24 protein-coding genes are annotated in these 23779 nt (G+C 36.3%); 4 read left to right on the top strand and 20 right to left on the bottom strand.

The window, feature by feature from the left end; genetic code table 11:
- Positions 1–3 precede the first annotated feature (3 nt).
- The 7 genes from DKG77_RS15360 to DKG77_RS15330 all read right to left on the bottom strand — a co-directional run bounded on the left by DKG77_RS15360 (position 4) and on the right by DKG77_RS15330 (position 9527).
- The gene (locus DKG77_RS15360; protein WP_109664905.1) at positions 4–3513 is read right to left on the bottom strand and encodes a TonB-dependent receptor; all 3510 of its coding nucleotides are present in this window, start codon (positions 3511–3513) and stop codon (positions 4–6) included.
- Positions 3514–3576: 63 nt separating this feature from the next.
- Positions 3577–4725 (bottom strand): FecR family protein, encoded by a 1149-nt coding sequence (locus tag DKG77_RS15355; protein ID WP_109664902.1) that lies wholly within the window; start codon positions 4723–4725, stop codon positions 3577–3579.
- Positions 4726–4853: 128 nt separating this feature from the next.
- Entirely contained in the window at positions 4854–5396 is a 543-nt protein-coding gene (locus DKG77_RS15350) for an RNA polymerase sigma-70 factor (RefSeq protein WP_109664900.1), read from the bottom strand.
- Between the two features lie 17 nt (positions 5397–5413).
- Positions 5414–5785: a nuclear transport factor 2 family protein gene (locus DKG77_RS15345; RefSeq protein WP_109664897.1), complete on the bottom strand. Its 372-nt coding sequence runs from the start codon at positions 5783–5785 to the stop codon at positions 5414–5416.
- A gap of 5 nt (positions 5786–5790) precedes the next feature.
- Positions 5791–6990: an NAD(P)/FAD-dependent oxidoreductase gene (locus DKG77_RS15340; RefSeq protein ID WP_109664894.1), complete on the bottom strand. Its 1200-nt coding sequence runs from the start codon at positions 6988–6990 to the stop codon at positions 5791–5793.
- The gene (gene argE / locus DKG77_RS15335) at positions 6977–8191 is read right to left on the bottom strand and encodes an acetylornithine deacetylase (protein ID WP_109664892.1); all 1215 of its coding nucleotides are present in this window, start codon (positions 8189–8191) and stop codon (positions 6977–6979) included. The genes DKG77_RS15340 and argE overlap by 14 nt, the downstream gene beginning before the upstream one ends.
- Before the next feature lies 1 nt (position 8192).
- A complete protein-coding gene (locus DKG77_RS15330) occupies positions 8193–9527 on the bottom strand; it encodes a sodium-dependent transporter (RefSeq protein ID WP_109664889.1) in 1335 nt (444 codons plus the stop codon).
- A 213-nt stretch (positions 9528–9740) separates the two neighbouring features.
- On the opposite strand from DKG77_RS15330, the gene DKG77_RS15325 reads away from it, so the two are divergent.
- The gene (locus DKG77_RS15325; protein WP_109664886.1) at positions 9741–10592 is read left to right on the top strand and encodes a MurR/RpiR family transcriptional regulator; all 852 of its coding nucleotides are present in this window, start codon (positions 9741–9743) and stop codon (positions 10590–10592) included.
- A gap of 89 nt (positions 10593–10681) precedes the next feature.
- Here DKG77_RS15325 and DKG77_RS15320 read toward each other — a convergent pair whose 3' ends face one another.
- Positions 10682–11737: a DUF2911 domain-containing protein gene (locus tag DKG77_RS15320; protein WP_109664883.1), complete on the bottom strand. Its 1056-nt coding sequence runs from the start codon at positions 11735–11737 to the stop codon at positions 10682–10684.
- A 317-nt stretch (positions 11738–12054) separates the two neighbouring features.
- On the opposite strand from DKG77_RS15320, the gene cls reads away from it, so the two are divergent.
- Positions 12055–13461 (top strand): cardiolipin synthase, encoded by a 1407-nt coding sequence (gene cls / locus DKG77_RS15315; protein WP_109664880.1) that lies wholly within the window; start codon positions 12055–12057, stop codon positions 13459–13461.
- Here the strand turns inward: cls and DKG77_RS15310 are convergent.
- The 10 genes from DKG77_RS15310 to DKG77_RS15265 form a co-directional block, all read right to left on the bottom strand.
- Positions 13456–14463 (bottom strand): 2-hydroxyacid dehydrogenase, encoded by a 1008-nt coding sequence (locus DKG77_RS15310; RefSeq protein ID WP_109664877.1) that lies wholly within the window; start codon positions 14461–14463, stop codon positions 13456–13458. The genes cls and DKG77_RS15310 overlap by 6 nt on opposite strands.
- Positions 14444–15100: a hypothetical protein gene (locus DKG77_RS15305; RefSeq protein ID WP_109664875.1), complete on the bottom strand. Its 657-nt coding sequence runs from the start codon at positions 15098–15100 to the stop codon at positions 14444–14446. The genes DKG77_RS15310 and DKG77_RS15305 overlap by 20 nt, the downstream gene beginning before the upstream one ends.
- A gap of 51 nt (positions 15101–15151) precedes the next feature.
- Positions 15152–15595 carry a hypothetical protein gene (locus DKG77_RS15300; RefSeq protein WP_109664872.1) on the bottom strand — a complete coding sequence of 148 codons (444 nt, stop codon included), beginning with the start codon at positions 15593–15595 and terminating at the stop codon, positions 15152–15154.
- 52 nt (positions 15596–15647) lie between these two features.
- On the bottom strand, positions 15648–16088 hold the full coding sequence (locus tag DKG77_RS15295) for an Hsp20/alpha crystallin family protein (protein ID WP_109664869.1): 441 nt from the start codon (positions 16086–16088) through the stop codon (positions 15648–15650).
- Positions 16089–16188: 100 nt separating this feature from the next.
- Complete coding sequence (locus DKG77_RS15290) at positions 16189–16611, bottom strand: hypothetical protein (protein WP_109664866.1); 423 nt, start codon at positions 16609–16611, stop codon at positions 16189–16191.
- A 62-nt stretch (positions 16612–16673) separates the two neighbouring features.
- Positions 16674–18059 carry an MBL fold metallo-hydrolase RNA specificity domain-containing protein gene (locus tag DKG77_RS15285; RefSeq protein WP_109664863.1) on the bottom strand — a complete coding sequence of 462 codons (1386 nt, stop codon included), beginning with the start codon at positions 18057–18059 and terminating at the stop codon, positions 16674–16676.
- A gap of 3 nt (positions 18060–18062) precedes the next feature.
- Positions 18063–18896, bottom strand: a complete 834-nt coding sequence (locus DKG77_RS15280; protein WP_109664860.1) for a restriction endonuclease — start codon at positions 18894–18896, stop codon at positions 18063–18065.
- Positions 18897–18917: 21 nt separating this feature from the next.
- Positions 18918–19322 (bottom strand): hypothetical protein, encoded by a 405-nt coding sequence (locus tag DKG77_RS15275; RefSeq protein ID WP_109664857.1) that lies wholly within the window; start codon positions 19320–19322, stop codon positions 18918–18920.
- Positions 19323–19334: 12 nt separating this feature from the next.
- On the bottom strand, positions 19335–20186 hold the full coding sequence (locus DKG77_RS15270) for a universal stress protein (RefSeq protein WP_109664854.1): 852 nt from the start codon (positions 20184–20186) through the stop codon (positions 19335–19337).
- A gap of 104 nt (positions 20187–20290) precedes the next feature.
- A complete protein-coding gene (locus DKG77_RS15265) occupies positions 20291–21139 on the bottom strand; it encodes a universal stress protein (RefSeq protein ID WP_109664851.1) in 849 nt (282 codons plus the stop codon).
- A gap of 125 nt (positions 21140–21264) precedes the next feature.
- Between DKG77_RS15265 and trxA the strand changes: the two genes are divergently transcribed.
- On the top strand, positions 21265–21564 hold the full coding sequence (gene trxA / locus DKG77_RS15260) for a thioredoxin (RefSeq protein ID WP_109664848.1): 300 nt from the start codon (positions 21265–21267) through the stop codon (positions 21562–21564).
- Between the two features lie 103 nt (positions 21565–21667).
- A complete protein-coding gene (locus tag DKG77_RS15255) occupies positions 21668–22015 on the top strand; it encodes a hypothetical protein (protein WP_109664845.1) in 348 nt (115 codons plus the stop codon).
- 37 nt (positions 22016–22052) lie between these two features.
- Here DKG77_RS15255 and DKG77_RS15250 read toward each other — a convergent pair whose 3' ends face one another.
- Both DKG77_RS15250 and DKG77_RS15245 read right to left on the bottom strand, forming a co-directional pair.
- Positions 22053–22904: a universal stress protein gene (locus tag DKG77_RS15250; protein WP_109664842.1), complete on the bottom strand. Its 852-nt coding sequence runs from the start codon at positions 22902–22904 to the stop codon at positions 22053–22055.
- A gap of 20 nt (positions 22905–22924) precedes the next feature.
- The gene (locus tag DKG77_RS15245; protein ID WP_109664839.1) at positions 22925–23776 is read right to left on the bottom strand and encodes a universal stress protein; all 852 of its coding nucleotides are present in this window, start codon (positions 23774–23776) and stop codon (positions 22925–22927) included.
- Between the last annotated feature and the right edge of the window lie 3 nt (positions 23777–23779).

The raw sequence follows: 23779 nt of genomic DNA, 5'->3' as shown, positions 1-23779 counted from the left end.
AAATTAAAAGGTCAGATTGACACCCATTGTAATGGATTTGGTCAACGGATAAGCTCCATAATCTTCTCCTGGGGTTAAACTATTGTTAGAAATATTACTGACCTCTGGGTTATACCCTAAGTAATCTGTAATCGTAAACAAATTGGTTCCAGTAACGTAAAACCTTAATCTGTTGATACTATTCCCAAAAAGTTTATCTGTAGGTAATGAATATCCTAAGGTAACATTTCGTAATCGAATAAAAGAGCCATCCTCTACTTGAAATGAAGAAGGCCTATTGTTATTACCATGGTTTCCGGTTTGTCTATCCGCTCTTGGAATACTTCCATTTCCTGGCTCTGAAGCTGAACGCCACCTATTATTAAAAACAGCATAGGAATTAAAGTTTGCCTCTCCATTTTTCAAGTGCCTAGAAGTAAGGTTCAAAATTTCATTCCCTTCTACTCCTTGAATAAGAAAGCTGAAATCCAATCCTTTAAACGTAAACCTGTTATTGATACCCCAAGTAAAATCAGGAAAATAACTACCGGTAACAGTTCTATCATCTGGGGTTATTTCACCGTCACCATCTACATCCTTAAATCTAAAATCTCCCGGAGAAGCATCTGGTGCTTGCGTGTCAACTGGAGCGGCATCAATTTCTGCTTGACTTTGATAAATACCGTCAACAACATAACCAAAATAACTTCCAATTGGATCACCTACCCTAGTGACATGCCTTACCCCCGCACTACCTGCAGAGAAAATAGGCTCATTATTTTCATTTAATGATATTACCTCATTTTTATTCGTGGAAAGGTTAAAGTCCGTATCCCATGTAAAATCGCCAACAAAATTCTTTGTCCTCAAAGCAATTTCAAATCCTTTGTTTTCAACTTCTCCTAGGTTCTGCAAGGTTGTTTGAAAACCGGACACTCCAGATATACTAACATTCAACAACAAGTCTGAAGTTTTGGTATTGTAATAGTCTGCTAACAAGAACACTCTATTATCAAACAAGCCCAATTCCAGTCCAATATTAGTTTGTTGTGATTTTTCCCAAGTCAATTCAGGATTGGGAATTGTGGATTGTACCAAACCATTTATTTCATTTCCACCTAAATTGTAGTTGTCTGGAGAAAGTAGGCCTATTGCACCATAATTAGGTATTTCAAAATTCCCTGTTTCTCCCCAGCTAAATCTAAGTTTAAGTTCAGAAATGGCTTCTATTGAATTAAAAATATCTTCTTCATTCAAACGCCATCCTGCAGAAAATGATGGAAAATAACCAGTTTGGTTATTAGAACCAAAACGCGAAGACTTATCTGAACGAATGGTACCTGTAAACAAGTATTTGTCCTTGTAACTATAATTCATTCTGAACAGTGCTGAAGCAAGTGTCCATTGTTCTTGAATTGAATTACCCGCAAATACCTGACCTCCACTGATGGTAGTGACTAAATCGTCTGGAAAGTTATCCGCCAATACTTCCTTTATGGTAATATTGTCTCTTTGAGCGGTATATCCTAAAACTGCATTAAAGAAGTGATCACCAAACTCCTTTTCCCAGTTCAATGTATTTTCCCAAACCCAGTTCGTCTCGGTAGAAGATGTTGCTTGGGCATATGATTCACCTTCACTCGCATTTCTGTACAAAAGTGTGTTTCCCCTAAAGAAATCTTGATTGAACAGGTTTATATAGGTTCCTCCAAAAGTTCTAAATGTAAGCTCAGGTAAAATGTCATAAGACAAGGCTAACGAAGCTCGAGTTTGAAATTGAAAAATTTCGTCATCTATTGCATTTAAAATGGCCAAAGGATTACTTGCAGTGGTAGTACCTCCGCCCAAATACGATTGGTTGTTCAACTGATTGACCGTGCCATCTGCATTATACGGAGCGACGGTTGGGGAATGTACTATTGCCGAATAAACAACCCCAGGAGGGCGCGCAAAGTATGGAGCCGAAGCAGGAACTCTTTGGTTTTCAGTTATCGTTGGAGCAACTCTTAAATCAAGATTTAGCTTATCCGTCAATTGAGAATTTAAATTCAGCATCATGTTATACCTGTCAAAATTGGATTTATCTAAAATCCCCTCCTGACTAAAATAACTGGCGGAAGCAAAAAAGCTCGTTTTGTTCTGTATTGGAGATGCATAGGAAAAATTATAACTCTGCGTTATTCCCGTTTGAAAAATCACATCTTGCCAATCCGTATCCGTACCGTCCCAATTAATGAACGATTCCGGTAATTCAAAATTAGTATTACCTCTATCTCCATCGCCAATAGGATCGTTAATGGATGCTCCATCTACCGATGAGAGATAATTGTTGTTTCTGGCATCAGTAGTGAAAGCAATAAGTTCTTGTGCGTTCATTAAATCAATTTCGTTTGCCACATTTTGAATGCTGAAAAAGGAATCAAAAGAAAACCTTCCTTTTTCTGTTGAAGATCCCTTTTTTGTTGTGATCAAAAGGACTCCATTTCCACCACGTGAACCATAAATAGCCGCTGCGGATGCATCTTTAAGTACTTGGATGGACTCAATGTCGTTAGGGTTCAATGTAGCCAACGGGTTTACCGGTGGTGGTTGAAAAGCGGCCCGTCTTCTTGATACGCCTCCTATTGTTGAAGTTGTGAGATTTCTAGAGATAGGAATACCATCTATAACAAATAGCGGGTCATTACCAGCGGAAATAGAACCTGAACCCCTAACTCTTATGTTTGGCGCAGCTCCTGGTTCTCCAGACACTTCTTGGACTTGTACACCGGCAACTTGACCAATTATTGCGGCCTCAGGAGACAATGCAGGTACTTCGACAATAGCTTCTGACGCAATTGATATAACAGATCCAGTTACCCTCTTTTTAGCCAGTGTACCATATCCAACTACAATTACCTCATCCAATTGTGCTGCATCTGGTTCTAAATTAATAGTGAGGTTGGTATTAGATCCAATTTCAACATCTTTTGATCTAAAACCAATATAGGATACGGTTAAGGTTGTAGCTCCTTCTGGTATTGAAAGTTCAAATTTTCCATCAAAATCGGTAATGGTCCCAACATTGGTGCCTTTAACCGCAATTGTCGCTCCAAGTAAAGGAACGCCATTATCATCCAGCACTGTACCGGTAATGGTGGCCTGTTGTTTTTCAATGGACTTTTCTTTTATTTTCTCGTTTTTGGTTGAAACCTTTTTAGGTTTGATAACAATCTGTTTTGCGACAATTTGATGATTCAAATCCATGTCCGAAAACAGTTCCTGTAAAAATTTGTCGATACAGGTATTAGTCACACTTATGGAAACTCTTTTGTCAATATTGATTTCCGAAGCCTCATAGAAGAAATTATAACCATTGGATTGGGTTATTTTTTCAAAGACCTTTTTTAATTCAATATTTTCAAAATTTGCGGTAACCATATCATTTTGTTCACATGTAGCAGCTTCTACATGAGCAAAACAAAGCATGGCCATACAAAGGAAGCATGCCTTTAGTAACCAGCTGGTTTTGGGAGTTATTAAATAATTTTTCATCTAGGTTTAATTTTAGTTAGCATTAATTTTGAATAGCTCATTTTTTAATCCATAGGCTTTTTTTTAGTTCGGTTTATCAATTTTCAGGATGTTCCCTTTCAATGTGTATGAAAAGTTCGTATGCGCTTGCATGGTCTTAAGGATCTCGTCAATATTTTCGTTCTTGAATCTTCCACTGTATCTCATCTCATCAAGTCTTTCGTAATTGTTCTTGATATCAATATTGAATCTTCGCTCTAAAATTTTAATAATACCTGGCAGGTTCTCATTTTCAAACACCAGAACACCATCCATCCAGGCAATATGGTTTGCGATGTCTACATTTTCAATAATTAAATCGATATCGGCGTTTTTCCCAATGGCTCTCTGACTCGGTACCATAAGCTTTGGTGCTGATGTACCTTTTCCTTTATAGTTCTGAAACACTTGAACCGACCCTTCTACTAGGATTACCTCTTTGAATATCTCATCTTGATATGCCGAAACGTTAAATTCTGTTCCCAACACCTTGGTTGACAAACCTTCCACATTTACTTGGAATGGAACATTTGCCTTGGCTACCTTAAAATAGGCTTCACCAACTAGTGACACTTCCCTTAAATCAGACCCATTAAAGTTTTTAGGGTATGTCAATTTTGATCCGGAATTTAAATGCACCTGTGTACCATCAGCGAAATTGACCTTGAATGTTTTTCCATAGGGTACATTGATTGTATGGTATTCAATATTGTTGGATTCTTTTTCTTGTTTACTATTGGCCAAATACTCTAGCACTCCATTTGTTTTAAGTGCTACAGCTTTATCTTTTAAGGTGAAACCAGAATAGTCTTCAAGAGAAAAGTATCGTGAAGAACCATTATTAATCTCCAATGAAATGGTATTCTGGTCCAGAACCTGAAAATCTGACCCATCTTTTGAAAAGTATATAAATGCCGCAGAGGTAAAAATTGCGATAAACAACGCTGCGTACTTTAAGATGGTTAAGTGCGTTTTTTTTCTTTTTGACCTGGTTACAATAGATAACATGGAAAGGTGCTTCTCAACATCTGATGCGTTAAAGCTATACTTGACCCAAATCTCCGTTTTAATGAAATCTTCAAAATAGGCCCTATTCTCTGGAGTCTGGGTCCATTCAATTAAAAAAGCTTTTTCAGCTTCCGAAGCCTCATCATCAAGAAATTTTGAAATGATGATATCAATTTTACTATTCATTGATCATTTAGTGTTTTCTTAAGATTAGACTAAAAAAAAGAGGGCTACCCTTACTTTTTATTCTTCTTTTTTCGAAAAACCTTGAATAAATCGTAAAATAGTGTCGCAATGAAAGAAAAGTACTATGATCAGGTGAGCGTATTCTTTAATCTAAGCATTGCTTTAGACATATGTACTTCTACTGTTTTTATTGAAATGTTAAGTCTTTCTGCAATTTCCTTATATGAAAGTCCCTCCTTTTTTGCGAGTAGAAACACAGTTTTGCACTTTTTTGGCAGTTTATCAATTTCTTGATTTAAAAGCTGCATTTTCCGTTCTGTATCTTCGGGGTCTTTTTCAATAAGACCAGCTATTGCCGCATATTGCAGTTCTTGTATCAGAGCCAGCTCTTTTACGCTCTGTTTTTGCAAATCTTTGTAAAGGTTGTAAGCCATCCTAAACAGGTAGCGTTTAATGTTGTCCTTTATGATCAGGTTTTTACGCTTATCCCAAAATTTAACGAAGGTTTGCTGCACAATCTCTTGGGCCATTACTTGATTTCCGCATATTACAGAAATATAGCTGTTCAACTCGTTAAAGTAACAATTAAAAACATGGGTAAAAGCAGGCATAACGCCTTCCCTTAGGTCTCCTAGCAGAACTTCCTTGTTGCGATACTTGTCTTTTTCCATGTCCCCGTTTTAATTTGTTATAACACTGAAATGTTCTCAGTGACCAGCACTTCCCTTCGTACAAAAGAGGCTCGTTTTACTTTGTTGTTTTGTAATTCAAAAATTGCAATGGCATGTATTGTTTTGCCTTTATCAAAACCTTCAATAAATTGAGATTCTACGACTATATTGTCATTCACAATCCTATTCAATGTGGTTACAAAAAGGTCTTTGTTTTCTCTAAATCTCTTACCATATACCTTTTTGGCATCTACAATACCCGAACACAGGCATTGTTGCGATTCGAACAGATATGATTTAAACTCTGGGTGCATAAATGATATAAACTTTTCCAGATTTCTCTCATTATAGGCTGCCATGAATTTGTGAATTATTTTACTTGCTTTCATGTATCCTAAAGTTTCCTGTTAATTACATATCTCGCTTCTTCCACCTGCGATGTATCTGTTGTTAAATGCCTCCATCTGTGCCTTTTAGAAAACCTATGGGATTTTTCTTCAATTACATCTGCTGCCATTGCTCCCAAAAGAGGTGCCATTTTTAGCCCATGTCCGCTTCCTCCTGTACTCACTGATAATCCTTTTATGTCTGGATGGTTATCAATCCAAAAATGCCCGTCCAGTGTATCTATATATAGACATCTACGGGTATATACCAATGGAGCATTTGTCAATTCTGGAAACGTTGTTTTAACGAAAGACCGCATATCTGCAACCTCCGCATCTGTAATCTGTCTATCATCTTTTTCAGGATGAACGGGTGTGCCATTGGAATGCTTAGCAATCTTTACAATTCCATGTTTGTGCAAATAAGGAAAACCATACCAACCAGAATTTGAAATATCTGCCGTAAAAACCGAGAAATGTGGTGGCGTAAAATTGGTCGGATTCTCCGGTCTCAGCCAAAACACGGGGTGTCCCGTGGATTTCATGTACGGTTGTAATTCTGGAAGCAAAATGGGAGTATGTACCCCAGCCGCCACAAGCGCATGGCCACATTGGAAAGTTTCCCCTTCCTTTGTCTTCACAGCAGTCAATCTCCCCCTATCAATTTCAAAGCTACTTGCGGTTTGCCCTTCATGTATAGCTACCCCAAGAGATTTTGCGTAATCTGCCAATTTTTGTACCGTCAAAGCTGAATCTGCATAGCCCGCCTTACGATTAAAATTAGCATCTATATACTCGAGTGTATTGACAGCCGGAAACCGTTCACGTATTCCTTTTGCATCCAAACGATCCGGAGCATAACCTGCTGCTATCAAATTTTCGTAGCTGTGCTTTTCAAAAGTGTGTTTTTCATTTTCAATTTTCTCCTTGCAAAGCATCAAAAAACCGACTTCATGATATAGCTTTTCATCAAAAAAGTCATTCCATGAACGCCACTTTTCTATGGCCATTTCCACCATGTTAAAATATTCTTTGTCCGATCCATACTCCATTCGAACCGCTTTTGTAACATCTGTAGATGCTGCCATATGATGTGGAATGGTATCAGGATTGATTAGCCCAACATTGTATTTTCTAAGCGCTAATTCCACCGCTGCGGTAATACCATAGATTCCGCCACCAATAACTAGAACATCATATTTTTTCATAATCCATATTTGGTTCTTTACTTGTTTCGGCCCAAATGGACATCCGTTCCAAAAAAGAAAGACACTTCTTTAATTCGTTGATTTCGATAAACTCATCTGCTCTATGTCCTTGATCCATGCTTCCAGGTCCGCACACGACCGTTTCAAAACCCGCTTCTGAAAAATAACCCGCCTCTGATGCAAAAGAGACAGTCTTTGTGGAATCGGTTCCACTAAAAGAATTTACAATCCTTACTATTTCTGAGTTTTCTGAAGTATCAAGACTGGGCACAATTGAAAATTGTTTATCAGTTTTTATTTTAAAGTTAGGGCATGTCTCTCTCTTTTCAACTGTTCGCTTTGCACAGAATTCTTCGAAAGAATCAAGAACTTCCTGTATTGAATCCGAAGGTATATTTCTAACATCCCAAGAAAACTCGCATTGGTCTGCAATAATATTTACAGCGTTTCCCCCTTTTATAACTCCTGCGTGAATGGTTGTATATGGTGGTTCAAAACGGTCATCAAAATTCCGTTCTGCAATAAATTCATCCATCTTGCCAAGTAACCATTGGATCAAATAGGTGGCCTCTTCAATGGCACTAATGCTTTTTCTAACTTCGGAGCTGTGGGCAGCAGCACTGTATATGGTTGTTTTAAAAAATGCAGCTCCTTTTTCCCCGTTTACAGTTTGCATTAATGAAGGCTCACCAATAATCGCAAAGCTTGGCCGCTCCTTATACGTTGATTTAATTGATAAAATGAGTTGTTCACTGGCCAAGCAACCAATCTCTTCATCATAAGAAAAGGCAAAATAGATGGGTTTTTTCAGATTGGCTTGTTTAAAATGTGGGAGCATGGCAAGGCAACAGGCCAAAAAGCCCTTCATATCCGAAGTTCCTCTTGCGTAAAGCTTGTTATCCTCATTGGTAAGTGTGAAATCGGGTTTGGACCATTGTTGCCCTTCAGAAGTAACAACATCCATATGTCCGGATAGGATTATTCCGCCATCCACTTCTGGACCAATGCGACAATGTATACTCACCTTGTCCTTTGATTCATTAAAAACCTCATGATGGTCAACGTCATTCTTTTGCAACCACTTTAAGATATATTCAGCGATAGGCAAATTGCTCTGACCACCCAAAATAGAAAATGCAACCAAATCGCCAAGAATTGAAATGGCACTGTCAAGTTTATTCTGAGTGTTCGTTTTAACCATTTTAGGTATTTAATAAACCGTTAAGCAAAATAGTAACAAGCGATAATGGCAATATCCATATCAAAACAATCTTCCAAAAACCATGTAATTTCATTGTTTTGGTTCCTTCCAACAAATGAGTTTTGAGTTTGTCATAACCCACTACGTGTCCAGCAAAAAGGATAGCAAACAGTCCTCCCAATGGCAACAATATTGTGCTGGTGGTGTAGTCCAATACTTCAAAAACGGTTTTTCCAAATAGTAGCAGTGGGTCATCCACATAAGAAAAAACTACTGCTATGGATATCAATAGGATGCTACCTATTACAGATAACAAAGCCATATTGTCTGATAGTTTATACTTGTCTTTTAGGCTGTCTTTTAGGCCCTGTATCGCAGATATAAGTGAACTGAATCCTGCCAAAAACAACAACAGAAAAAAAATTGCTCCAACAACCCATCCATATTCCAAATTATTGAATACGGTAGCCATCGTTACAAAAATTAAATTAGGTCCTGAGTCTGGGCTAAGGTTGAAACTGAAAATAGCGGGGAACAACATGAGTCCTGAAAGAAATGCAAAAAAAGTATCTGCCAATACAATCCAGATTGTACTGGTTACAAGATTGTCTTTAGTACTGGTATAACTGCCAAAAACAAATGTCACCGCCATGCCCACACCAATCGAAAAGAAAAGTTGGCCCATTGCACTCATAATTACCCTAAAATTGATTTTGGAAAAATCAGGGGATAGAAGCCACAGGTAACCATCGACTGCGCCATCTAATGTAGCAGCCCATATTGACAATCCTACTATTAACACTATTAAACCAAGCATCATTCCTTTGGCATATCGTTCTAGACCTGATTTTAAACCCTGTCTTAAAACAAAAAATGCAGCAAGCATAATCACACACATTACCGCAATAACAAGGGTAAGATTTGATGCTACCTTGTTAAAATGTCCCGAAATTTCTGAGACACGTAGCTTTGAGATTTCCCCAGATAAGCATTCCCAAAGATATATACCTATCCATGCCATGATCATGATATAAAATCCCATGATCAATGTACATGATATAGCTCCCAGCCAGCCAATACTATTCCATAATGGTTTCTTTCCAAGTTGTCCAAAACCTAATAGCACCGTAGTTCCGGACATTCGCCCTAAAGCAATTTCAATCGTCAATATTGGAATGCCAACAAGGAGAATCAAAACAAGGTAAACCAAAAGAAAAGCTGCTCCCCCTCCTTCTCCTGCCACATATGGAAATCGCCATACATTACCCAAACCAATTGCAAAAGCAGAGGTTGTAATGATAAAGGAAAATTTACTGCTCCATCTATTGTTGGACATACCTTGATGATTATTAGAACTTTAACCTTTCAATGTGACTAGTTCAATTTCGAGAAGTTTTAAAATCTTTTAATTGTACTAAAATATCTTGCCATAGGAATCAATACAATGTATGAAAAATAATTAAAATTGCAATATTGAAAATGTTATTTGTTAAAAAGCAATATTAATAATGTTTATTTTGTTATATTATATTTTTGTTTCTTGTGACTTATGAAAACAATAAATGACATAGACTTATCAAAACTCTCTAAAAAGAGAAGATTGATAATTCAATATGCTTTGGATTATCCTGATAAAGTGGTGTTAATGAGAATGGAAGAACTTGGAGACAAATTGGATGTTAACCCCGCCACCATTGTCAAAGCTTGCAAGGCCATTGGTCTTAATGGTTTTTATGAGCTGAAAGAACTTTTAAAGACGGAAGTTCAACTTACCAGGGTCGATTCTATATTCAATTCAATGATCAAAGAAGTTCGAGCTCATTCAAATCCCCAAAAGGTAGCACAAGATGCAATACTTGGTGATATAATGATGCTTCAAAAAACTTATGACACCATTGATTTTGAAGTAATTGAAAAAATTGCCAATGCCATTATCAATTCAAAACAAACATACATCATTGGATTAGGGCATATTGGATTGGTTGCTAATTATATGGAGCGAATTTGCAGGTCTGCAGTACCTCAAATACATGCCAGTACCGAATATCATGGGGAACTATTTTTGAATATGGCCCATTTCTCAAAAGATGATGTGGTTATCGGTATATGTTTGGATAAATGCCAAAACCAAACAATCAATGCGCTTAAGATTGCAAAAACAGAGAAGAACGCAACAACCATTTCCATTGTGGATAGTGACCTTTCCCCATTAATAGAATACAGCGACCACCATATATCCATTAATAGCTCTAACAGTTTTTACTTTGGCAGTATGGTTGGTGCCTATTGCATTGTAAATGCAATTTTTTACAGTATTGCCAATATCCTAAAACCCGAAACAGTTTCACACTTTAAGTTTTTCAGGACCATGTCCGAAAAAGAAAATGTTTATAAAATCTGATAATCCCGAACACTGTATCAACCTGTATTTTACAAAACCAAATTACGAAGTGAGCATACCAACAATTAGTTCAAAATTTTTAGTATAAATCACCGAACTGATTCCAGATTGTTTTGTATTTGGGCTTTTCTCTCCTTCGGACAATATTTAAGGGCAAGTTCAAAAGCCTTTCTAGCCTCTTTATTTTTATTAAGTGCTTTTAAAGCGTTTCCTCTATTAAAATGTGCTCGCCAATAGGTTGAATTTTTCTTTATGGCCTGCCCAAAAACATACTCGGCCTGATCATAATCTTTTTCTTTTAGAAGTCTTCTACCATATCGTTCCAAGTAAATGTCACTTCCAACCTCAATGGCTCTCTCTATTGCTTTTTCGGCCTCTTCGTCCTCCCCCAACTGTTTCAGCAACTTAGCTTTCACATCCCAATTAGAGAAGTTTTCCCGAAGTTGAATGGATTTATTGACCCATTCGAGTGCTTCCTTCGTGTTAATCTTATATTCTGCGCAATAGTCTGCAGCTTGGCACCAACTAAACCATTCCCAATAGGCATCTGAACGTAATTGCTTTCTAATGTTATCCAGGGCTATTTCATTAATATCAAGTGTCAAATTTAACTCTGCACTTCGATCGGCCCAACTTAAAACAATGGAAGCAGCACCTCTATCCCGTTTCTTAAAATTAAAACTTAACCATTCGTTCATCTCCACTGCTTTTTGGACAGGAACAGTTACTCGCAATACATCTTCATCTGCTTGATAAAAATAACTTCCCCAAGAGGTATGGTTCTTTGAAAAAATAAACGTCCAATTGTCTTCTTCTGGAAGCAAGTGAAGACCGTAACTCCCCGCCGCCAACTTTTGTCCTTCAATTTCAACATCATCTGTAATGGTGAGTATTGTGTTCTCATTAGCTCCTGCTCTCCACACCTTACCATATGGAACCATCTTTCCCCAAACCACTCTTCCTCTTGCCCCAGGACTATGATAGTTCACCGTGATATCTGTATACCCAATACGTTGTGCTATAATAGATTGCTGACTTTTATCCGGTAAGGTAATAGGGTTATGTATATTAAAGTGCTGAGCACCTACATCTACCATAAAAAACATAAAAAATAGGACAGGCAAGTATGATTTAGAATTCTTCATTGCGGAAGTTTAGATTGATTTTTTAAATTCAATTAGTTGAAATCAATTCTCAAAACTAACAAAAAGCCCTGTTCAATGTTCCCCTAAATAAGCCTTATTGCCATTATTTGATCTTAAGGCCAAATAAAAATCGACGTTCTCAATGGGAAATCGCTTCAGTTTGAATTACAATAATGATAAGCAAGAATTTGAATTTTTGCTGGGTGTTTTAAAAGATTTTTCAGTCCATAAAAAAGGAATGTGTTTTCTCTACTGATTTATATCAAAAATTCAATGATCATCGGTTCCTATATTTGTAGGAAATTGTTTTTATACTAATGCTACTTGTTACCATAATCATAGTGTACATTATTATAGCGTTGGTCCTGGTTATTGGGCTACTCCTAAACGGTGTAAGGCCAAGTAAGACCTTAGCTTGGCTTTTGGCAATTTTCACCATACCAATTGGTGGTGTCCTCTTATATCTATTATTAGGTAGAAACCGTAGGAAAAACAAGCTTTTCAATCAAAAGAACATCCATTTGGATGATACTTCCTCTGAAATAAACCAGATGTTGGCGGTAAATGATCCAAGTAGTCTAAAAACCATAAAACTTATAAATAAAACCAGTAGCTATCCTTTAACGTATCAAAATCAAGTGAGGATTCTTAAGGATGGAAAAGAAACCTTTGAATCCATATTTTCAACTCTAGAAAATGCAAAACATCATATACATATTCAATATTACATTTACGAAGATGGCACGTTAGCGGATAAACTGTTGCAACTTTTCAAAAAAAAGGTGCAAGAAGGGGTAAAGATTCGTCTTTTATATGATGGGATCGGTAGTTATTCCTTAAGTAAAAAACATATTAAAGATCTTCAGAATATTGGTGTTGAGGTGCATCAGTTCTTACCTTTCAGATTTGGAAGGTTTTTATCATCAATAAACTACAGGAACCATAGAAAAATCCTTGTAGTAGATGGTGAGGTAGGGTTTACCGGCGGAATCAATATTTCTGACAAATACATTACTGGCGATGATGCCCTCGGAAATTGGCATGACATTCATTCAAAAATACAAGGAAAAGCGGCCGGTTATCTGGATAGAATCTTTGTTACGGATTGGTATTTGGCCGGTGGTGAAAAAGTGGAATTTTCACAACATTCCATAGCAACACCAACAGAACAAAACGGCATGGAAGTACAAATAGTTCCCAGTGGGCCGGATGATGACTTCGCAACAATGGAACAAGTGTATTTTTCAATTATAAACAATGCAAAGAAGTACCTGTATATCATTAATCCTTATATCATTCCCAATCATGCAATTCTTCAAAGTTTACAGACCGCTGCCTTGAGCGGTATAGACGTTAGAATATTAATGTCTTCAAGTACAGATATGAAGGTGGTTGACTGGTGTGTTAGAGCATATTTCGAATCCTATTTAAAAGCAGGCATAAAACTCTATTTATATCCAGACGGTTTTTTGCACAGTAAAGTAGTAATAAGCGATGACCAAATTGTGAGCGTTGGAACAGCCAATCTAGATGATCGTAGTTTGCAACAAAACTATGAGGTCAATGCCATTATCTATAACAATGAACTATGCAGGAATATGAAAGAAGATTTTCTGCAGGATTGTTCTAAATCCGTTTTGCTTGACCTAGAAACACATCAAAAAAGACCATGGCGAATAAAGGTTCTTGAAGGGTCCGCAAAATTATTGAGCCCTTTGTTATGAAACAAATGTTTCATAGCCCAGCTCATTTCTGCATCCTTTCCTTTCGTACCAACAATCTATATTATAAATGGTTGTCTCGGCAATTTTCTCTAATGCCTCTTTAGTGACAAAAGCTTGGTGAGGAGTCAATAATACATTTGGAAAAGAAATCAATTCCTTTAATTGTTCATCCTTAATTCCTCTTTTACTGTTGTCCCTAAAGAAAATGCCCTTTTCCGTTTCATATACATCCGTAGCATATCCACTCAAAGCCTTACTATTAAGCGCCTTGATTAAATCTCTTGTCTTTACCACGGCACCTCTGGCAGTATTGACCAATAAAGCTCCTGGCTTCATTACATTGAACAGGGATTTGTTGAACAAATGATGGGTTTCATAGGTTAACGGCACATTGATACTGATTATATCGGCTTGCTTGCAAAGACTCTCCAAATCCATGTACTGTAGATCATACTGACTTTCAAGATAGTGGTTATTTACTAGGTCGTTGGCAATCACTTTGCATCCAAATGCATGAAATAACTGAACTAGAATGGAACCTATTTTACCTGTACCAACAATGCCCACGGTTTTCCCATTTAAATTATGCCCAACTAAACCATCTAAAAGAAAATTGTACTGTTTTACTTGTTCATTGGCCTGTATTAAATTTCGATTTAGCGCCAAGAGCAGACATATTGCATGCTCTGCAATGGCATGCGGAGAATAATCCGGGGCATTGGCCACCCTTAAACCAATGCGCTTTGCAGATTTAATGCTCACATTATTATAACCGGCTGATCTTAATGTAATAAATTTTACCCCTAAATCCTTTAAAATTTCCAGGACCACCAATGATGCATCATCTCCAGAGAAAATGGACACAGCCTCAAATCCTGCAGCTAAAACAGCTGTTGTGGTATCCAAAGCTTCTGTTACAAACGTTAGCTTATATTTCTCTTTGTTGGCCTTGTTAAGGCTCTCTATTTCAAATTCTTTTGCGCTATAAACTAGTAATTTCATCTCTATATTCTTTACGGAAAATTAAATCTTGTTCTTTTAGCGCAAAAACCACCAACTTTATGTAATCATCAATGGTTTTATCAATATTTACGGGGTCTGTTATGTCAATATTTCCTCTCCATATAAGTTCGCGCTCTTTGCCCACGCATATACAGTACAAAGAAGTCTCAGCATGATAAATAGTAAATTCTTCGTAATAATCTTCCTCGTAGAAAATAGGTTGATGCTCCAAGTAATCTTCATTAAAGCTGTTTAGTGACCAGTCCATTTTTGACATCCGCTTTCTAAACGTTTCTTTATTCTCCGACCCAATGATCTTGGTAAAAAGAATAGCATCAAAGTCTTTGTTCAAAAGCTGTTGTTCCACCTCAGAAAGCTCTTCTTCAGATTTTTCAGAGGAAGTAAACTCCACATCGAAAAGATCAATACTCTTAAAAGCTTCTATGTTTCGTTTAGAAAATTCGTCCTGGAGCTTTTCTTCAAATTGCGCTCTTGCTTCAGTATTTGAGGTCATCCCTACAATCAATACCTTGTTGGCATCAAACAGAACAATCTCTGGGTTTTTCCAATTAGTGACTAAACTGGCTGAAGAACAACCAATTAAAGCCAGTGCCATTAAAATTATTAGTTTTTTCATTTTTTATGATTAATAGGGTCGAAGGTCATTAACAGCATAAAATTCCCAATGTTAACTAAGCAACCTTTTTTGCTTTTTTTTCTTCATGATATTGGAAATTATTTTGAAAATTTTTGTTTTGGATGTTCTATAGCCCGCAAAATAATTCTGCACCTCTTTGTCCAACTCAGTATGAGTTTCTACATATGCATTCTCCATTTTAATCTGGTCCACCTCATCTACCATAATATGTAGTTGGTTTTCATGCAACTGCACTTTTTTAAAGATTTTTATTAGATTTTTTTCTGCCTTGCTCAAAGAATCTATTACACGCTTTACCTCATCAAAAATCTTAACATCAATCAAGTCTAATGTATAGTCCTTTATCATGCTATTAAGGAACTTCTGTTCGTCTTTGGCAAACTTAAGTTCTGATGACCATTTCTTGGATTCTTCGTGCATTTCGTCTGCACTCAACCATTCTGTATATGCCCGTTTTTTAGTATTATTTTCCATAGCTTTTTAATTTAGGAGACCAATGGAGTTCATTAGTCGCCGCCCTACATGGTTAAACAACTTCAATAACACGTTTTGGTTTTTCCTTGGTTACTTCTGCTTTAAGAAGGTTCAATTTTAAAATACCATTTTTATATGTTGCCTTAACATCTTGATTTTGGTCAACTGTGGTGGGCAATTGCATAGTTCTCTTAAAACTGTTATAGTTGAACTCCTTACGTGCATAGTCTTCATCTTTTTCCGTTTCTTCTTTAGTTTTTTGTGCAGAAACTTCTAAAACGTCTTCCCTCATAGTGATTTCAAAATCCTTTTTGTCAAATCCTGGTGCGGCAAGCTCAATTTCAAAATCATCGTCATGTTCCTTGACGTTCATTGCTGGTAACGATTTTTCCAAATTGAAAAAATCATCATTTACGAATGTGTCTCGATTAAAGAAATCCGATAAATTCTCGTTCCATGGAAATCGGTTTCCATTAAATTTAATTAGTGACATACTTATATATTTAAGATTAATGAATACTATTTACTCCCAATTTAGAAAGCTGTTGTTTACTGTAAAATGATTTGAATCAATTCCCAAGATATTTTTAAACTTAGGAAGTTGGCTTTTTCTTTTTTAAAACAGCTCCGGCATAATTATAGACCTCAGCTTTAAGTTTAAGGTATTCATCAAAGTGTTTGGACACCATTGAATCTAAATTCATGTGTTTTTTATAGTAAGCTAGGTCGCATTTGGCAGAGGTACACTCCAATATACCTCCGATATTGTTTTCGTGAATAGCAATGAGTCGTTTCAAGTTTTTCTTTTCCTTTTTTGACTCTGTAAACTTTTGTTTGAAGATTTCTAAGCGCTCAAATAAATTTGGGGTTCTTGGTTCAAAAACATATGACTTTAAAAGTCCTTCTATAAAAAGCATTTCATCTTGAATGAACTGAATTTGTGATTTCCATTTTTGAAGCTCCCAATGCAGTTCTTCCATTTTTTTCTCTTGTTGTACTTCTTTTTTGTTGGACACCTTAGTATTATTTGATTGAAAATGAAGATAAACAAGTGCACATGACCATAAAATGATCTACGTCAATTTGAAGAATTTGAGATGAAAATAATCTCTTGATCAAAAAGGTTCGGTATCTGGCATTTCCATCCAAACTCTTCTTTAAGTTTATTTTTGAACATGTACTGGGCATCTGGCTCGCCGTGAACCAAAAAAATCTTTTCTGGAATATTGCTGATATTTTTTAACCAAATGATAAGCTCACCTTGATCGGCATGTGCAGAAAGGCTTTCCATATGTTCAATACGCGCCTTAACGGGATGTTCTTTGCCGAATAGTTTTATAAATTCAGCTCCTTCCAACAGTTTTCTTCCTCTGGTACCCTCCGCCTGATAACCAACCAACAATACAGTTGTAGAGTTGTTATCCACAAGCTGCTTTAAATAGGTGAGCACCCTCCCCCCCGTTACCATACCACTGCCTGCAATCACAATTTTGGGTCTGGGGTCATCAATGGTGTTCCAGGTATCTGCATAGCTCTCAATAATATTGAAATGGTTAAACATGGCCCAATATTCTTTTGAACTCAGCTTGTGCCAATCAGGAAATTTAGCAAAGACTTCAAGTATATTGGTTCCCATGGGACTATCTACAAAAATTGGGATATTGGGGATTTTGTTCTTACGGTGCAATTGCCATAATAGATACATTATTGATTGTAATCTTTCCACTGCAAATGTTGGAATAATCAGTGTTCCCCTTTTTTTTATGGTATCACCAATCAATTCGGACATACGTAACCCCACATCTTCCTCTGGATGCTTTTTATCACCATACGTACTTTCCAAAAAAAGATAATCTGCCCATTTTGGCTTCTTGGGTGGGTCAAGTAAATAGTCTTGTTGCCTGCCAACATCCCCAGAGAACACGAAAATTTTCCCGTAAAGATCCAATTCAATAAACGTTGCGCCAATGATATGGCCATTGTAACGGAATCTGCATCGAATGTCAGGGCCTAAATCCACCCAATCATCTAAATAAGTGCTCTCAAAAAGCGGGAAGACTTTTTCAACATCTTTAACTGTATACAAAGGCAGAGCAGGGTCATGTTTACTAAATCCTTCCTTGTTGGCCTTTTCTGCCAATTCTTCTTGAATTTTTCCACTGTCCCTTAAAATGATTTGTGCAATATGCAGGGTCGGGGCAGATGCTATGATTTTGCCCTTAAAACCTTCTTTTACCAATTTTGGTAAATATCCGGTGTGGTCAAGGTGACCGTGTGTCAATAAAACCACATCAATTTGCGCTGGACTTATAGGAAGTTTTTTCCAATTGGTTTCTCTCAATGATTTTATTCCTTGAAAGAGCCCACAATCAATCATAATTTTGATTTCTGGGGTCTTTATATAGAATTTTGACCCAGTAACGGTACCTGCACCTCCTAAAAATTGGATTTCAACCGCTTTCATACTTTACTGAGAGATATTGCACAACTCATCTATTTGATTTAAAATCTTTTGTTTTCTTTCTTCAGAAACCCCAAGATGATCTAGATAAAAACTATCATTCATTAATTGCCTGCACAGCACCACATCCCTGCTAAGTAAAAATTGTTTCTCTCGTTTAGACATAATTGTGGATACGGTTATAGGATAAAGACCCAATCTATCTATTCTTTCTTTTAAAGAATCTCCTTTAGGATAATCCCAGCTTAGTAAATAAAGACCTATACAATTACCATATTTAAGCGCGTCTTTGGTAAAGCGAGTGTTTGTTAATACCCAACCTTCATCAACTGTGTCATCAGTTTTCTTCCTTTTTTTTATATCGTTAAAGCGTGAGTTTATGTAAAGAGGCACTTTAACATCACATTTGCGACCAGGTTCTCCATGAAACTTGCATTCAATAAGAATTTGATGGTTGTTCTTGAAAGCAATAACATCTATCTCATGATCTACACATTTGCCTTCTACTATGGTATTGGTCTGTTTTTGGTAGCCCGAGAATTGCATAATTGCTGCAACAAATTTTTCAAAAGGAAAACCCGTTGGACCAAGCTCGTAAATAGCTTTTTTTAGTTTGTACCTAGATGCCAGTACTGGTTTTTTTTGTCTGAGCATTGCGTATGCTCTGTTATAAATCTCTTTAGTGGAAATACCTTCATAGACCTCATTGGATACTTGCTCCACAATGTAATCTACTATCTCTTTGCTAGCACCACTTTTTAATAAAGATCTCTCCAGTTTTTTTGTGGAGAAAATCATTTTTTCTCCAGAAGATTTTACAATTACCAGTTCTTTTTCCATATGCTTTAATTCAGCAATGAATCAAATGTCAAAAGCACTACGTGCCAATGCCTTGAACTGGTTCTCGGTCATGCTGTCCGCTTTGTCTACAACCTTAACTTTTACGGCCAGTGTTTGGTGGTCTTTCTCCAAATACCCCATAAATCTATCTGCAGTTTCCGCTGGGCCAAATATGGCAAGTTGGTCCGCATTTTTCACCGAGGTAGCCAAGTTTTCAAAATACCTCTTTAATTGATGTTTTTCTCGCTCAAGATATTTGCTATCCTGAACAACATCTTGAGGGCCCCACCTTGTCTTTGACCTAGAACCACCCTTAGGATTAAAAAATTCCATATTTGAAGGAATGGTAAAGAATTTTTCCTCTCCATTTTCAAATAGTACGTAATCAGCTTTTTGTTTATCCAACCATATTCCAACTTGTTTCATACTACTAATTTTTTAGTTATCATTAAGTTCTAGTATTGGTATTTTTGGGTCATATCCTATTTCTTTTACCAATGGGTTAGACAGGATACTGCCAAAAAACAAGTGTTTTCTATTTAAGAAAGTAATCATATCGCAGTCTTTACCTTCAATAAAAATGTTGATACCATCAGCTATGTTTACAGCTGGCAAGAAATGGATTTCATAATCTGTGCCATCTAGAATATCTTGCAAGAGTTGCTTATTGGTTTCTTCTTTATGGCTAAGCTTTCCATCTTTATTTTTATCAATGTGAACAACATTTATTTTTGAATCATGAAGTTTGGCTATTTCAATAAGATAGTGCAACTCTTTTCTTTTGTAATCAGATTTATAATCTGTTGGAAACACTATTTCCTTTGGAACCGTATAGAAATAGCCCTCAGGTACGGCAATTATTGGACAGTCCTTTATTTTTTCCATTAAAGCAACTGTATTGGTACCAAAGATTTTAACTTTTGGACTGCTAGCTCCCTTGGTCCCCATAACTATTATATCAATATCCTGTTTAGCTATAATGCTCTTTACAGCTTCAGTTAGGCTATTGAATGTACATATGGTATGAAATCTGTGCTTGGGATTATCTGGGCCTAACTTTATCATTTCCATCAATTTGGCCATTCCCTCTTCAGAATTTCTCTTGGCAGTATCATAAAACTGTTCGCCGGGTTCTGGAACCATCATGTTGTCCAATGTATAAGTAGATACTTGAAATACATTTAGAACATAAAAATCGCACTGTACATCCCTGTATAGTTCAAGGGCATATCTTATTGCGTTTAGTGCATTTTTTGAATAATCAGTAGGAAGTAAAATTCTTTTGTTCATTTTATTGACTTTTATTTAAAACTACTTCATCGGAAAATGAGCTACTATGATTTTAGTCAATTTATATATCAGAATTCCATAAAATATGGTACTGCAGTAATTGGCTAGGCTTTTGCATTATATGGGAGTACTAAAAAAGGTACCAAAGTGTGCAGGCCAATTTTACGTATTACTGGCTCTACAAAAAGTCGTTCCAAGAAAGTGTGCTTGTTTTGAACCATAGCTAACAGTTGTATGTCATGTTCGGTTTGAAAGCTATTTATAGCCCCTATCACCTCTTGATCTGGTAAATCATGGAATTCATGATTGGAAGTTGCCATTGTTTTCTCAAGAAGAACCTTGTTCTTTTTTTGGTCTTTGGAAAGCCCATATGGAGATGTAACATGCATTATATGAATTTTTGCTTTATGAAGCTTTGCCAGATCCAATAAATAATCAAGATTTGGTGCTGAGTACTCAATTTCCAAATCTGTTGGGAATAGAATATGATTTAGGGGTTTGTATTCTGCGTTTACAGGAATGGTCAGAACAGGTACTTTAGTCTTTCTTAATACATGAACGGTATTAGATCCCAAGAATATTTCTTTTGCTCCTGTGGCTCCTTGCGTACCCATAACCACAATATCAATATTTTCGTTTTCAACAGTATTTTGTACCTCATCCGCCAAATTATTGAAGGCTGCATGCGTGACGAACGTATGTCTTGGGTTTTTAAACCTCGTCTCCAGTTTTTTCCTTGTTTCTTCCAAATGTGTCTGAGCAATTTGTTGATGATCGTCAGGAAGACCTACTTTACCCGGACTTCCTATCATATAATCTACCCGATAAATTGCCGGTGTATAGGCATGCATCAAATAAAACACGCAAGTACTGTCTTCAAATAACCTAATTCCATGGCAAATGGCATTAAAGGCATTTTCTGAAAAATCTGTGGGTAAAAGTATATTGATCATAGTAGCAATTTTAAATGAGTTTACTGTATTTTCAAAACTAGATTAAGAGAAGTTGGCATACTATGATTTAGGTCAATTAAAATACATTTAGAGTTTTTTAAATTGCACTATAAAACCATGACATTGTGAAAGGAAATTTTAATAAAATCATTAACTCGGAACAACTGATACTAGTTGACTTTTTTGCTGATTGGTGTGGTCCTTGCAAGGTGTTGGGGCCCATCCTTAAGGAAGTAAAAGAGGAGATGGGAGATACTCTTAAAATTGTAAAAATAGATGTGGATAAGAATCAGTCAATTGCCGGCAAGTATCAGGTTCGTGGGGTACCTACAATGATTCTGTTCAAGGCAGGTAAACTTCTTTGGAGACAATCTGGTGTGGTGCAAAAAAACGAAATAGTAAGAGTGGCGGAGTCTTTTCTTTGATTCCGTTGGCACCTTCTTAAAAAATCTTCCAAAATGCGGCCATATGACCAATCTCATTTGACTGCCTACCATACTTTCCTATTTTTCCAAAAAATAATGGAAAATGGAAAAAGTAGTAGAACCCAAAATAGACCATTCTGCCAAGGAGAACAACCTTAAAGCTATCCTAGCAATGTACCATCACCAATTAAATAAAATGAAGAAGCAATTGGATGGACTTTTCTCAAATCCTTATACGGTTGAAAATTTAGATGAAATAAGGGAGATTGCAATTTTACTTCAAGAAATACAATGTCAGTTAAACCATCCCGAACAAGAGTTATCAATGGATTTGGATTACAATGACATACCCATTCAAACAAAAAATAAGCTGAACGCTTTAAATAAAGATTTTAATATTCTAGACAACGCCTTTTTGGCAATTGATATGGCCAACCAGGAATCTGCTTAATTCAACATTAGAACGGAATCAAAATAGAGACGCGTTTTCAGTCATAAAGATGCATTACCAAAAATGGAACCTTAGTATTGAAAGCAACTTTTTTTATTACAGGTTCATGGGTTATTTTTTCTAGAAAACTGTGCCAATAGTTTATCATGCATACAACGCCAATATCATTGTTTTCTTCTACAAGTTCTTTTATCATAACATTGATTGGTTTTTCTTTTTTTAGGATTACAATTTCATGTTCCACAATCTTAAGACGTTTTTGAATTAATTCGTAAGCTGTTTTTTGATGCGGTTCCAGTGAATTTAAATCACCTAAATAAAGTACCCTTATTTTGGCACTGAGAATCTTGGCGATATCAACCATTGGTTTTATTTCATAGGTATGGTAGATATGCTCAAACCCTGTAATAAACAGTATTGTTTCAATTACGTTTTGTTCAAAGTCATCTGGTACGGCAATGATAGGACAGAGGTTAATGTTTTTTATGGTTTTGTACGCATTGCTCCCCATAAAGACCTCCTTTAACCCTGTTGCGCCTTTGGTTCCCATGATTATATAATCGATGTCCTTATCAAATACAACCTGCCGTATTGCATTGGTCAATGTACTTACCCTAATAAGGGTATTAAATTTATGTTTAGGATTATCATAGTTTTCTTCAATGCGTTTCAATACGCTTTGCAATCCTTTTTTTGACTCTTCTTTGGTTATTTTATATAGTCTTGTTTCATTAGCTCTGTTCATTGTTGTAACAAGACCTGAAGAACCTAATTGAAATACATTCATAATGAAAAATTCACATTCTTCATTTTTGAATAACGACAATGCAAATGCAACCGCATTCCATGCGTTTTCAGAAAAATCCGTTGGAAATAATATCCTTTGCATAATCTATTTACTATTATTGATTACCCATCAAAATCCGGAAGGACCATTAAAGGTATACTTGTTTTAAATCCTACTTTCTTAATCACAGGTTCCTGCGTTAAACGTTCCAAAAATGTATGTGAGTAATTGGTAAGTACGATTAAATCCCCCATTTGTTCTTTTGAAAAATCGCGGATGGCTTTTGAAACTGTCGATTTTATGGTCACTTTGAAAAAAGAATAAGGATATCCTTCCAATCTCTTTTTTAGAATCTCCCTGTTGTATCGTTGGGTCTCGTTTAGCTTAAACTCCTGGGCCACATGGAATATTTTAACCTCGGATTTCCATACACCCATTAGTTCTAAAAATGGTTGCAATACTCCTTTCGCAAAAAAGTGTGCATATTCTGTAGGAAATACTATAACATCCAATGATTGAAAATCAAACTCTTCGGGTACTGCGATCAATGTACAATTTTTTACAGCCTTTAAAACCTTAACGGTGTTGCTTCCCATAAAAACCTCCTTTGCACCAGTGGCCCCTTTTGTACCCATTAAAACAGCATCAATATCATGTTTTGGAATAAGTTCTTTGATTGCAGTTACAAGATTTTCGTTTGTAGAGATTGTTTTGAACGTATGATTTTTATTCTTATGATTTGTTTCTAGATAGGTTATGATTTCTTCCAGTTCCTTTTCTGATTGGTCTGATAATGATTGATAGACCTCACCTGCCCTAGTAGAACTTTTAAAACCAGCAATGTTTTGTGATTTGGGTTCATATGAGTGCATAAGATAAAATGTACATTCAAAATTTGCATAAAGCTTTATTGCGGTGAAAAGTGCATTCCACGCATTTTTTGAAAAATCTGTGGGAAGAAGAATCTGTCTCATATC

It is taken from the genome of Flagellimonas aquimarina, from assembly GCF_003149745.1.
Taxonomy (GTDB): domain Bacteria; phylum Bacteroidota; class Bacteroidia; order Flavobacteriales; family Flavobacteriaceae; genus Flagellimonas; species Flagellimonas aquimarina.
The sequence above is the reverse complement of the archived record's forward strand: the minus strand, read 5'-3'. Positions and strand labels throughout refer to the sequence as shown.

Bases quoted from the DNA above. Each gene is read 5' to 3' on its own strand.
- DKG77_RS15360 (WP_109664905.1), bottom strand. From the start codon at position 3,513: ATGAAAAATTATTTAATAACTCCCAAAACCAGCTGGTTACTAAAGGCA.
- DKG77_RS15355 (WP_109664902.1), bottom strand. From the start codon at position 4,725: ATGAATAGTAAAATTGATATCATCATTTCAAAATTTCTTGATGATGAG.
- DKG77_RS15350 (WP_109664900.1), bottom strand. From the start codon at position 5,396: ATGGAAAAAGACAAGTATCGCAACAAGGAAGTTCTGCTAGGAGACCTA.
- DKG77_RS15345 (WP_109664897.1), bottom strand. From the start codon at position 5,785: ATGAAAGCAAGTAAAATAATTCACAAATTCATGGCAGCCTATAATGAG.
- DKG77_RS15340 (WP_109664894.1), bottom strand. From the start codon at position 6,990: ATGAAAAAATATGATGTTCTAGTTATTGGTGGCGGAATCTATGGTATT.
- argE (WP_109664892.1), bottom strand. From the start codon at position 8,191: ATGGTTAAAACGAACACTCAGAATAAACTTGACAGTGCCATTTCAATT.
- DKG77_RS15330 (WP_109664889.1), bottom strand. From the start codon at position 9,527: ATGTCCAACAATAGATGGAGCAGTAAATTTTCCTTTATCATTACAACC.
- DKG77_RS15325 (WP_109664886.1), top strand. From the start codon at position 9,741: ATGAAAACAATAAATGACATAGACTTATCAAAACTCTCTAAAAAGAGA.
- DKG77_RS15320 (WP_109664883.1), bottom strand. From the start codon at position 11,737: ATGAAGAATTCTAAATCATACTTGCCTGTCCTATTTTTTATGTTTTTT.
- cls (WP_109664880.1), top strand. From the start codon at position 12,055: ATGCTACTTGTTACCATAATCATAGTGTACATTATTATAGCGTTGGTC.
- DKG77_RS15310 (WP_109664877.1), bottom strand. From the start codon at position 14,463: ATGAAATTACTAGTTTATAGCGCAAAAGAATTTGAAATAGAGAGCCTT.
- DKG77_RS15305 (WP_109664875.1), bottom strand. From the start codon at position 15,100: ATGAAAAAACTAATAATTTTAATGGCACTGGCTTTAATTGGTTGTTCT.
- DKG77_RS15300 (WP_109664872.1), bottom strand. From the start codon at position 15,595: ATGGAAAATAATACTAAAAAACGGGCATATACAGAATGGTTGAGTGCA.
- DKG77_RS15295 (WP_109664869.1), bottom strand. From the start codon at position 16,088: ATGTCACTAATTAAATTTAATGGAAACCGATTTCCATGGAACGAGAAT.
- DKG77_RS15285 (WP_109664863.1), bottom strand. From the start codon at position 18,059: ATGAAAGCGGTTGAAATCCAATTTTTAGGAGGTGCAGGTACCGTTACT.
- DKG77_RS15280 (WP_109664860.1), bottom strand. From the start codon at position 18,896: ATGGAAAAAGAACTGGTAATTGTAAAATCTTCTGGAGAAAAAATGATT.
- DKG77_RS15275 (WP_109664857.1), bottom strand. From the start codon at position 19,322: ATGAAACAAGTTGGAATATGGTTGGATAAACAAAAAGCTGATTACGTA.
- DKG77_RS15270 (WP_109664854.1), bottom strand. From the start codon at position 20,186: ATGAACAAAAGAATTTTACTTCCTACTGATTATTCAAAAAATGCACTA.
- DKG77_RS15265 (WP_109664851.1), bottom strand. From the start codon at position 21,139: ATGATCAATATACTTTTACCCACAGATTTTTCAGAAAATGCCTTTAAT.
- DKG77_RS15255 (WP_109664845.1), top strand. From the start codon at position 21,668: ATGGAAAAAGTAGTAGAACCCAAAATAGACCATTCTGCCAAGGAGAAC.
- DKG77_RS15250 (WP_109664842.1), bottom strand. From the start codon at position 22,904: ATGCAAAGGATATTATTTCCAACGGATTTTTCTGAAAACGCATGGAAT.
- DKG77_RS15245 (WP_109664839.1), bottom strand. From the start codon at position 23,776: ATGAGACAGATTCTTCTTCCCACAGATTTTTCAAAAAATGCGTGGAAT.